This is a genomic window from Kitasatospora sp. NPDC036755, from assembly GCF_040636595.1.
GTDB lineage: Bacteria > Actinomycetota > Actinomycetes > Streptomycetales > Streptomycetaceae > Kitasatospora.
The window spans coordinates 1-9,947 of the sequence record NZ_JBEZUT010000321.1; the positions used below are offsets into that span (position 1 = coordinate 1).

Below are 9,947 nucleotides of genomic sequence, written 5' to 3' on the forward strand. Positions count from 1 at the left end.
CTCGCGGGTGGCGGGGGCGAGCGCCCGGCCGAGGGCGGCGGTGAGGGACTCGGCGGTCGGGGCCGGGCCCTCGTGGGCGACGCCGATGCCCAGCGCCGCCACCCGCGAGGCCCAGTACGGCTGGTCCACCATCTGCGGGACCAGCACCTGGGGCACGCCCGCCCGGGCGGCCGTGGTGGTGGTGCCCGCGCCGCCGTGGTGGACGACGGCGGCGACCCGCGGGAACAGCGCCTGCTGGTTGACCTCGCCGACCGCGAAGCAGTCCCCGGCCCCGTCCACCTCGGCCAGTCGGGCCCAGCCGCGGCCGAGCAGCACCCGCCGGCCCTGCGCCCGGACGGCCTCGACGGCCACCCTGGCGGCACCGGCCGGGTCGCGCAGCGGCATGCTGCCGAAGCCGACGTACACCGGCGCCTCGCCGGCCGCCAGGAAGGCCGACAGCTCGGCGGGCAGCGGGCGCGCGTCCGGCAGGATCCACGCTCCGGTCTGCACGGCCTCCGGCCATCCCGCCCCGGCCGGGACCGTCCACGGGTCGAGCAGCGGGTCGGTGGCCAGCAACGGCCGGTCGGTGAGGACGTGGTCCCGGACGTTGTCGACCCCGGGCAGGCCGACCGCCGCCCGGTGGGTGTTGACCGCCGCACCGAACAGCGCGTTCATCGCCGCCGCGTCGAGCTCCCACAGCTCCCGAGGGTCCGTCACCTCCGGCGGGTGCGGCCGCATCGGGTACTCGAACGGCCGGTGGCGCGGGGAGGGCAGCACGGTCGGCTGGAGGGCGGCGTACGTGAAGCGGGCGCCCAGCCGCTCGGCCGCCGCCTGGGCGCCGGCCGCCGCCGGGAACAGGCCGGTGGCCACCACCGCGCCGCCCGGCGCGGCCGCCCCGAGCACCGCCGCGTGGAACTGCTCGACCAGCCGGGCCGCGCGCTCGGAGATGCCCGAGGGCGCCGGCGGCGGCCCGCTGACCAGCGAGCGCACCGACTGCCCGACCGGCACCGGCTCCACCCCGGCCTCGGCCAACCGGGCCGAGAACTCCTCGTCCGGCGGCGCGCACACCCGCACCTCGGCGCCCAGCTCCGTCAGCCGCAGCGCCAACGCGGCCATCGGCTCGACGTCCCCGCGCGACCCGTACGTCGACAACACCACTCGCACGCCCAACTCCCCGTCCTCCCCGGTTCCGTGTCCCTGAGCCGGTGATTCTGCGGCACCACCGGGGCCTTGCGGCAAGGCCCCCCGTGCGCTATACGTTGAGAGTGGCGGGGAGTGGGGACGCCCTCCTACGGAAAAGCCACCTGCCGGACGAAGCTCCTGCCAGAATCACCCCATGCGCGCGATCATCGAGTCCATGGCCGCTCAACTCACCCGTGTGCCAGGCGTGGTGGGGGTGATGCTCGGCGGGAGCAGGGCCCGTGGCGAGGAGCGGCCGGAGTCGGACTGGGACCTCGGGGTGTACTACCGCGGCGTCCTCGACCTGGACGCGCTGCGGGAACTCGCCGGGCCGGAGGTCGAGGTGGCCGGCCCGGGCGGCTGGGGTCCCTGGGTGAACGGCGGGGCGTGGCTCCGGGTCGACGGTGTCGCCGTGGACTGGATCCTGCGGGACCTCGACCGGGTCGGGCAGGTGTGGGCGGACTGCCGGGAGGGCCGTTTCGAGGTGGGGACGCAGGCCGGCCACCCGCTCGGCTTCTGGTCCCCCTGCTACCCGGGCGAGATCGCCCTCGGACAGCAGCTGGCCGACCCCACCGGGGAGTTGGCGCGGCTGAAGCGTCAGACCGCCGACTATCCGGAGCCGCTGCGCGAGGCCCTCACCGCGGCCGTCTGGGAGGCCGGGTTCCTGCTGGAGACGGCCGCGAAGAGTGCCGTGCGCGCCGACGTCCTGCACGTCTCGCTCTGCCTCTCCCGCGCCGTCGGCATCCTCGTCCAGGCCCTGTACGCCCACCACCGGCGCTGGTGCCTCAACGAGAAGGGCGCCCTGGCCGTGGCGGAGCTGCTGCCGGACACGCCGCGGGACTTCGGCACGGTCGCCCGCGGTCTGCTCGCCTCGCCCGGCGGGTCGGCGAACGAGCTGGCGGCCACCGTCGCCCGGGCCCGGGAGCTGACCCGGGAGACGACGGCCGTCCTGGACCGCCGGTCCGCTCAGCCCGGGTAGCAGGAGACGCCCTGCGGGAAACCGCACCGTGCGGTGCTGCGGTTTTCCGCAGGAGGTTCGCCGGAAACCCGCATACCGCCACTGACCTGCGATTTCTAGCGTGGAGGGCAGAGCCGGGCGCACCAGCGCCGGCCTCCCGACCACCCTGGAGCCCCGCATGCCGCACACCGTCCTCGCCGTCGCCCAACAGCCCGCCGACGGGTTCGCCGGCTGGGCGGCCCACCTGGTGGACACCCTGGGCGGGCCGGGCGCCGGTCTGGCGATCGCGTTGGAGAACCTGTTCCCGCCGCTGCCCAGCGAGGTGATCCTCCCGCTGACGGGCTTCGCCGCCGGCCAGGGCGTGATCAGCCTGGTCTCGGCGCTGACCTGGACCACCCTCGGCTCGGTCGCCGGGGCCGTCGTCCTCTACTGGCTGGGCGCCCTGTTCGGCCGGGAGCGCATGCACGCGATCTGGGCACGACTGCCGCTGGTCAAGGCCTCCGACCTGGAACGCACCGAGGCCTGGTTCGCCCGGCACGGCACGAAGGCGGTGCTGCTCGGCCGGATGGTGCCGATCTTCCGCAGCCTGATCTCCGTCCCGGCCGGCGTCGAGCGGATGCCGCTGCCCGCGTTCGTCATGCTGACCACGATCGGCAGCCTGGTGTGGAACAGCGTGCTGGTGATGGCCGGGTACCTGCTCGGGGACCGCTGGGACTCGGTGGAGACGTACGTCGGCCTGTTCTCCAAGGCGGTCCTGGCCGTGGTCGCGGTCGCCGCGGCCGGGTACGTCGTGCTGCGCTGGCGCGGGCGCAACGGCGCCGCCCAGCACCGCCGCACCCGGTGACCGGCCCCGCGGCGCCCACCGGCCCCGCCGGTCCGGAAGCCCCCACCGCCCCCACCGCCCCCACCGGCCCGACCGGCCCCGTAAGCTCGGACCCCGTGCAGGGAAGGGGAACGGACACCGCGTCATGGCCGCGCCGTGCCGCCGGAGTTCTGCTCGGCTGCCCGAGCGCCGCGCTCGCCGCCCTGTACCTGCTCCTCGCGACCGCCGCCCTGGGCCCGTTCCTGCTCTGGCCGCGCACCCGCCCGTACGCGGCGCCGAGCCTGCTGTCCGGGGTGCGCCGGCTGGCCGCCCTGGAACGGGCCCGGCGCCGCGCGTTCTTCGGCGACCGCTTCCCCCGCCACTACCGGGCGGACGACCGCAGACTGCTGCGCTACCTGCTGGTGCGCAGCGGCGGCGGGCTGGTCGCCGGGGTGGTACTGGGGCTGCTGGTCTTCGGGCTGGCGCTGGCCGTGCTGCTGGTCGGCGGGGTGCTGCGCGGCTCGCTGGGCTGGGAGGAACTGGCGACCCAGGTGCTGCTCGGCGGGGTGCTGCTGTTCCTCGCCGTTCAGGGCCTGTTCTCGCTGGCCGCGCTGGACGCCCGGACGGCCCGGGAGTGCTTCGGGCCGTCCGAGGCGGAGCTGCTGCGCCACCGGATCGCCGAACTCGCCGACAGCCGGGCCGCGGTGGTGCGGGCGGTGGACACCGAGCGACGGCGGATCGAGCGGGACCTGCACGACGGGGTGCAGCAGCGGGTGGTGGCGCTGGCGATGCTGCTGGGCCGGGCACGGCGCGGGCTGGACCGCCGTCAGGACCCGGAGCGGACGGAGGCCCTGCTGCGCCAGGCGCACCGGGAGGCGCGGGACCTGCTGACGGAGCTGCGCGAGGTGGCCTGGCGGGCGTACCCGTCGGCGCTGGACACCCTGGGGCTGGAGGAGGCGCTGGGCGGGGTGGCCGAGCGCTGCGCCGTCCCGCTGCGGCTGCGCTACGCGGTGGCCGGCCCGCTGCCCGAACCCGTCCGGACCGCCGCCTACTTCGTGGTGTCGGAGTGCGTCACCAACGCCGCCAAGCACTCCGGCGCCTCGGCGGTCTCGGCCCTGGTCGAGCAGGCCGGCACCGTGCTCACGGTGCGGGTCGAGGACGACGGCGGCGGTGGCGCGGACCCGGCGGGCAGCGGCCTGACCGGCCTGCGCGGGCGGGTGGCCGCGCTGGACGGTACCCTCCACGTCCACAGCCCCGCCGGGGGCCCGACCGTCATCACCGCGGAGCTGCCATGCGCGTGACCCTCGCCGAGGACTCGACCCTGTTGCGGGAGGGCCTGGTCCGCCTGCTCGCCGAGGAGGGGCACGAGGTGCTGGCCGCGGTCGGTGACGCGGCGGCGCTGACGGCCGCGGTGGCGGCGCAGCCGCCGGACGTCGTGGTGGTGGACATCCGGATGCCGCCGACCCACACCGACGAGGGGCTGCGGGCGGCGGTGGAGATCCGCGAGCGGTGGCCGGACGTCGGGGTCCTGGTGCTCTCCCAGCACATCGAACGCGGTTACGCGGCCCGGCTGTTGGACTCGGGCGCGGAGCGGGTCGGCTACCTGCTGAAGGACCGGGTGGCCGAGGTCGAGGAGTTCCTGGACGCCCTGGTGCGGATCGCGGCGGGCGGGGCGGTGATCGACCCGGAGGTGGTGCGCCGGCTGGTGGTGCGCACCACCCGCACCGACCCGCTGGCCCGGCTCACCCCGCGCGAGCGCGGCGTCCTGGAGGCGCTCGCCCAGGGCTGGACCAACGCCGCGATCGCGCAGCGGCTGCACATCTCGCGGAGCGCGGTGGAGAAGAACCTCAACGCCGTCTTCGACAAGCTGGACCTGCCCCGCACCACCGACCACAACCGCCGCATCCTGGCCGTCGTGCACTACCTCGGCGCGTAGCCGGCCGCCGCTCCGCCGTCCCGGCCGGCGGCGTTGCCCGGCCCGAGGGTGAGGACGTGGTCGGCGAGCGGCAGGAAGGCCGGGTCGTGGGTGATCAGCAGGGTGGTGCGCCCGGCCATCAGGCGGCGCAGCGCGGGGACGAGTTGCTCGACGGTGTGCGGGTCCAGGCCGCTGGTGGGTTCGTCCAGGACCAGGACGGGGGTGTCGCGCAGGAAGGCGCGGGCGATGGCCACGCGCCGGCTCTGGCCGCCGGAGAGCTGGAAGCCGTCGGCGCCGATCACCGTGCGGTAGCCGTCCGGGAGCGCGGTGACGAAGTCGTGGGCGCCGGCGTTGCGGGCGGCGCGTTCGATGTCGGCGGGTGGGGCGTCGGGGCGGCCGTAGGCGATGTTGTCGGCGATGGTGGCGTGGAACAGCGGGGCCTGCTGGGGCAGCAGCGTGACCGCCCGGCGCAGTGAGGCGAGGGTGAGGTCGCGCAGGTCCTGCCCGTCGAGGCGGACGGTGCCCGCCTGGGGGTCGAGGAAGCGGACGAGGAGCTTGGCGAGGGTGGACTTGCCGCTGCCGCTGGGCCCGAGGACGGCGAGGGTCTCGCCGGGACGCAGGTCGAGGTCCAGGTCTGCGAGGACGGGCGGACCGCGGGTTCCGGTGGCGCCCGGGTAGCCGGCGCTCACGCCCTGGAGGGTGATCCGGCCGCGGACCGGGCCGGTGTCCCGGGCGGTGGGGCGCTCGGGCACCGGGCTGGTGAGGTCGTGCAGTTCCAGGACGCGTTCGCCGGAGGCGCAGGCCGTTCCGGCCAGCGGGACGAGGGCGGCGAGCTGTTGGGCGGGCTCGAACAGCTGGGCCATGAAGGCGGCGAAGGCGAGCAGGCCGCCGAGGCTGAGCCGCCCGTGGATGACTTCCAGCGCGCCGACGCCCACCACGGCGAGCCCGGCCAGCAGTTGCAGGACTCCGAGGAAGGGCTGGTAGAGGTCGGCGACCCGGGCGGCGGAGAGTTCGGCGTCGAGCAGGGCCTTGCCCTCCCGGTGGACCCGTTCGACCTCACGGCTCTCCTGGCCGCAGGTCCGGGCGACGGTGGCGTTGCGCAGGGATTCCTCCAGCAGCGCGGTGACCCCGCCCGCACGGCGCTGGACCTGCCGTTCCCGGCGCCGGATGCGGCGCCCGAACAGGCTGGTGGAGAGGACGAACAGCGGGGCGGCGAGCAACGCGGCCAGGGTGAGCGGCCAGCTCAGGTAGAAGGCGGCTCCGGTGAACAGCAGCAGGCTGACCGCGGCGACCGCGCCCTCGACCAGCCCGCTGGCCACCATCTGCTCGATCTCGGCGATGTCGAAGGTCAGCCGGGCCACCAGGTCGCCGCGCCAGCGGGCCTCCAGGGTGTCGGGGGGCAGGGTGTGCAGGTGGGCGAGGGTGTCGGTGCGCAGCCGCAGCATGTAGCGCTCGGCGGTCCTGGTGCTGGTGTAGGTGCCGGCGAAGGTGAGGAGCGCGGCGGCGACGGACGCGCCGAGCATGAGGGCGGCGAGCGGCCAGAAGTCGGCGAAGCGCCGGGGGACGAGGACGTCGTCGATCAGGTCCTTGAACAGCCAGACGGAGACGACCTCGCCGAAGGCTCCGAGCACGAGCAGGACCGCGCTCACCGGGAGCCAGCGCGCGTCGGGGCGGACCCAGGGCCAGAACCGGCGGACCAGTTCCCGCAGCGGGACGACGGGCGGGTCCGGCACCGGCCCCTGGTCGTCGTTCTCGTCCGCCGCCCGGGCGCCCGGGGGCGTCACATCGCGCATGGCCACGACCCGTTGTTCTCGGGGACGTCGTTCCGGGGTCCGGGAGCGACGCTTCGGGGCCCGGGCCCGCCGTGCCGGAGTGGCGATGCGTCACCCTCCGTGCGGCGGCGGTGACGGCCCCAGGGTGAGGGGCCGGCGGTGGCACCGCCGGCCCCTGTGATCGCACTAGTCGGGACTACCGTGCGCAGTCCTGGATATCACCGTCACCACATGCCGAAACGACGACGGTGGTGTCCACGGCGGTTGCGGCCACGGCCCCGGTCACGGTCGCGCCCGTAACCACGGTCCCTGTCTCCTCGACGGCCGAAGTAACTCATCACGGCTTCTCTCTGTTGTCGCGTCGGCACTCCGTGTGCCCGTCGCGACCCGCGCCGGTGGCGTGGTCGCGGGACCCGGAGGCCGTTGCCCGTGGTCGCACCGTTCCGGTGGCCTGTCGGCGACGCCCGGTCCGGTTCGCCCCACTCCTCCAGTATCCGCCCACCGAGCGTGTTCGCAGCTTCGGAGCGGGTCGGACTTCGCGACTACTCGTCCGTCACCGTGGAGGGTGCGCCGCTCGTCACGTTCAGCAACTCCCGGTAGGTCATCGGCACGACGGTGTGGGGGTGTCCGGCGGCGGCCCAGAGCACCTCGTACGCCTCGAGTGCCGTGTCGACGACGGTGCGCAGCCTGGCCGGGTGGCCGGTCGGGGCGACGCCGCCGATGGCCTGGCCGGTGGCCTCGCGGACCTGGGCGGCGGTGGCGCGTTCGATCGGGCCGGTGCCCAACTGCCGTGCCAGGTGGGCGGTGTCGACGCGGTGGGCGCCGCTGGTCATCACCAGCAGGGGCGCTCCGTCACAGATGAACACCAGGCTGTTCGCGATGGCGCCGACCTCGCAGCCGAGTGCCGCGGCGGCCTCGGCGGCGGTGCGGGCGGAGTCGGGCAGGACGCGGATCTCGCCCGGGACGCCGGCTGCCGCCAGCGCCTCGGCGACGGCCTGACTGCGGGTGGGGAGGGAGGAGTTCATCGGCCCATCATGCCTTCCGCGTCCGGGGCTCCGGTGCCGGTTTTCCGGCTCCGGCCCCCGCTCCGGACATCCGGGCCGGGGACCCGGGGGCGCGCCCGAGGGCGCTCAGCACCGCCCGTACGCCGGCGGTGAGCACGGAGGCGTCCCGTCCGACGCCCCACACCGGGCCGGCGCCGCCGACCCGCGCCTCCACGTAGGCGACCGCGTCCCGTCCGGGGCCCACCGCGTGCTCGCTGAAGGAGAGGATCTCCGCTCCCACGGCGTCGGCGACCGCGTCCAGCGGCCCGGCGCCGCTGCCCCGGCGGCCGTCCACCTCGGCCCAGTCGTCGCCGACCCGCCACCGCCGGTCGCCGCCCGCGTCCAGGTACTCGGCCCGGAACAGCCCGTACAGCTCGGCCGCGGTCATCTCCCGCCCGCTGTCGTCAGTGGCCTCCTGCACCACCCGCGCGAACTCGATCTGCAGCCGCCGGGGCAGTTCCAGTCCCTCCCCGGTCTGCAGCAGGTGGGCGATGCCGCCCTTGCCCGACTGGCTGTTGACCCGGATCACCGCCTCGTAGCCCCGGCCCAGGTCGGCCGGGTCGATCGGCAGGTACGGCACCGTCCAGGGCGCCTCCCGCTCCGGGACGCCGAGCCGGGCGGCGGTCTCGGCGTGCCGGGCGAGGCCCTTGCGGATGGCGTCCTGGTGGGTGCCGGAGAAGGCGGTGTGCACCAGGTCCCCGGCGTACGGGTGCCGTTCGTGGACGGGCAGCCGGTTGCAGTGCTCGACGGTGCGCCGGATCCCGTCGATGTCGGAGAGGTCCAGCATCGGGTCGACGCCCTGGGTGTGCAGGTTGAGCGCCAGGGTCACCAGGTCGACGTTGCCGGTCCGCTCGCCGTTGCCGAACAGGCAGCCCTCGACCCGCTGGGCACCGGCGAGGACGGCGAGTTCCGCGCAGGCGACACCGGTGCCGCGGTCGTTGTGCGGGTGGACGGAGAGGACGACCGCCTCGCGCCGTTCCAGGTGGCGGTCCATGTACTCGATCTGGTCGGCGTACACGTTGGGGGTGGCGATCTCGACGGTGGCCGGCAGGTTGTGGACGACGGGCCGCTCGGGGCTCGCGTCCCAGAGCCGGGTCAGGCCGTTGCACACCTCCAGCACGTAGTCCGGCTCGGTCAGGTTGAACACCTCGGGCGAGAACTGGAAGCGCAGGCCGTCCCGGCCCCGCCCGAGCCGGGCCATCAGCGTCGCGGCCTCGGTGATCAGCGCCCGCAGCTCGGCGCGCTCCTTGCCGAGGACCACGTCCCGCCACTGCGGCGCGGTCGCGGTGTAGAGGTGGACGACCACCCGGGGCAGGCCCGCGACGGCCTCGAAGGTGCGCTCGATCAGGTCGGCCCGGGCCGCGGTGAAGACCACCACGGTGACGTCCTCGGGGACGGCCCCGGGGGTGGTGGCCAGTCGGCGGACGAAGTCGAAGTCGGTGCGGCTGGCGGAGGGGTAGCCGACCTCGATCTCCTTGAAGCCCATGGCCAGGAACAGGTCGAACATCCGTTGCTTGCGCGCCGGGTCCATCGGCTCGGCCAGGGCCTGGTTGCCGTCGCGCAGGTCGACGGGCACCCACAGCGGCGCCCGTTCGATCCGCCGGCCGGGCCAGCGGCGCAGCAGGGCGGGCACGTGCACCCGCTCGTGGGCGGGGCGGTAGCGGTGGGAGGGCATGGCGCCGCCGCGCTGGGGGTTCCAGGCGGGGGCGGAGGCCGGGACGGGCCCGGCGGGGGTGTGCAGGGTGGTCGGGAAGCGTACGGGCGATCGCATGGGCGGTCCTCGTCGACGGGTTCCGGAGACCGGCAGGGCGGCGCCCCGCAGCGGGGTGCCGGTCCGGTCACGCCCCGCTGCGGCCGCCGAGAAGAAGGCCTCCCACGGGGAGCGTCCATGGCTGCATGCCGGGTAGACTAACCACGACCAAGTCCTCAGACAACCCGACAGGTGAACCCGATGGCCGTGCTCCGCCCCTCCCCGCTCGCCGAACAGGCCGCCGCACTGTTGGAGGAGCGGATCCGGAGCGGCGGGTGGCCGGTGGGCGGGAAGCTGCCGGGCGAGGTGGCGCTCGCGGCGGAGCTGGGCGTCGGCCGCTCGACCGTCCGGGAGGCGCTGCGCACCCTCGCCGCGGCCGGAATGGTGCAGAGCCGCCAGGGCTCCGGGGTGTTCGTCACCGCCGACCGGCCCACCGGGGACTGGGCCGCCCGGCTGCGCCGCGCCGAGCTGGCCCACGTCTACGAGGTGCGGACGGTGGTCGAGGTGCAGGCGGCCCGGCTGGCGGCCGCCCGCCGCACCGAGGCGGAC

General features: G+C 75.4%; 9 protein-coding genes. 5 read left to right on the forward strand and 4 right to left on the reverse strand.

The genetic code is table 11. The annotated features are described in order from the left end of the window. The coding region (locus tag AB0E96_RS33240; protein WP_359829518.1) for a glycosyltransferase at nucleotides 1-1,143 on the reverse strand (1,143 nt) is incomplete at its 3' end. 172 nt (nucleotides 1,144-1,315) lie between these two features. Between AB0E96_RS33240 and AB0E96_RS33245 the strand changes: the two genes are divergently transcribed. The 4 genes from AB0E96_RS33245 to AB0E96_RS33260 all read left to right on the forward strand — a co-directional run bounded on the left by AB0E96_RS33245 (nucleotide 1,316) and on the right by AB0E96_RS33260 (nucleotide 4,854). Further along, complete coding sequence (locus tag AB0E96_RS33245) at nucleotides 1,316-2,137, forward strand: nucleotidyltransferase domain-containing protein (RefSeq protein WP_359829519.1); 822 nt, start codon at nucleotides 1,316-1,318, stop codon at nucleotides 2,135-2,137. Nucleotides 2,138-2,294: 157 nt separating this feature from the next. Next, nucleotides 2,295-2,960 carry a DedA family protein gene (locus AB0E96_RS33250; protein ID WP_359829525.1) on the forward strand — a complete coding sequence of 222 codons (666 nt, stop codon included), beginning with the start codon at nucleotides 2,295-2,297 and terminating at the stop codon, nucleotides 2,958-2,960. 95 nt (nucleotides 2,961-3,055) lie between these two features. Then, nucleotides 3,056-4,219 carry a histidine kinase gene (locus tag AB0E96_RS33255; RefSeq protein WP_359829520.1) on the forward strand — a complete coding sequence of 388 codons (1,164 nt, stop codon included), beginning with the start codon at nucleotides 3,056-3,058 and terminating at the stop codon, nucleotides 4,217-4,219. After that, entirely contained in the window at nucleotides 4,210-4,854 is a 645-nt protein-coding gene (locus tag AB0E96_RS33260; RefSeq protein WP_359829521.1) for a response regulator transcription factor, read from the forward strand. The genes AB0E96_RS33255 and AB0E96_RS33260 overlap by 10 nt, the downstream gene beginning before the upstream one ends. Here the strand turns inward: AB0E96_RS33260 and AB0E96_RS33265 are convergent. The 3 genes from AB0E96_RS33265 to AB0E96_RS33275 form a co-directional block, all read right to left on the reverse strand. Beyond that, complete coding sequence (locus AB0E96_RS33265) at nucleotides 4,839-6,626, reverse strand: ABC transporter ATP-binding protein (RefSeq protein WP_359829526.1); 1,788 nt, start codon at nucleotides 6,624-6,626, stop codon at nucleotides 4,839-4,841. The genes AB0E96_RS33260 and AB0E96_RS33265 overlap by 16 nt on opposite strands. 521 nt (nucleotides 6,627-7,147) lie before the next feature. Further along, nucleotides 7,148-7,630: a YbaK/EbsC family protein gene (locus AB0E96_RS33270; RefSeq protein ID WP_359829522.1), complete on the reverse strand. Its 483-nt coding sequence runs from the start codon at nucleotides 7,628-7,630 to the stop codon at nucleotides 7,148-7,150. A gap of 7 nt (nucleotides 7,631-7,637) precedes the next feature. Then, nucleotides 7,638-9,419, reverse strand: coding sequence for a 2-isopropylmalate synthase (locus tag AB0E96_RS33275; RefSeq protein WP_359829523.1), 1,782 nt, complete (start codon nucleotides 9,417-9,419; stop codon nucleotides 7,638-7,640). A 180-nt stretch (nucleotides 9,420-9,599) separates the two neighbouring features. On the opposite strand from AB0E96_RS33275, the gene AB0E96_RS33280 reads away from it, so the two are divergent. Beyond that, a partial coding sequence (locus AB0E96_RS33280; RefSeq protein WP_359829524.1) for a GntR family transcriptional regulator occupies nucleotides 9,600-9,947 on the forward strand: 348 nt, incomplete at its 3' end.

What these genes read in the sequence shown, in the direction of transcription:
- AB0E96_RS33245 (WP_359829519.1), top strand. Translation starts at nt 1,316, where the DNA reads ATGCGCGCGATCATCGAGTCCATGGCCGCTCAACTCACCCGTGTGCCA.
- AB0E96_RS33250 (WP_359829525.1), top strand. Translation starts at nt 2,295, where the DNA reads ATGCCGCACACCGTCCTCGCCGTCGCCCAACAGCCCGCCGACGGGTTC.
- AB0E96_RS33260 (WP_359829521.1), top strand. Translation starts at nt 4,210, where the DNA reads ATGCGCGTGACCCTCGCCGAGGACTCGACCCTGTTGCGGGAGGGCCTG.
- AB0E96_RS33265 (WP_359829526.1), bottom strand. Translation starts at nt 6,626, where the DNA reads ATGCGCGATGTGACGCCCCCGGGCGCCCGGGCGGCGGACGAGAACGAC.
- AB0E96_RS33270 (WP_359829522.1), bottom strand. Translation starts at nt 7,630, where the DNA reads ATGAACTCCTCCCTCCCCACCCGCAGTCAGGCCGTCGCCGAGGCGCTG.
- AB0E96_RS33275 (WP_359829523.1), bottom strand. Translation starts at nt 9,419, where the DNA reads ATGCGATCGCCCGTACGCTTCCCGACCACCCTGCACACCCCCGCCGGG.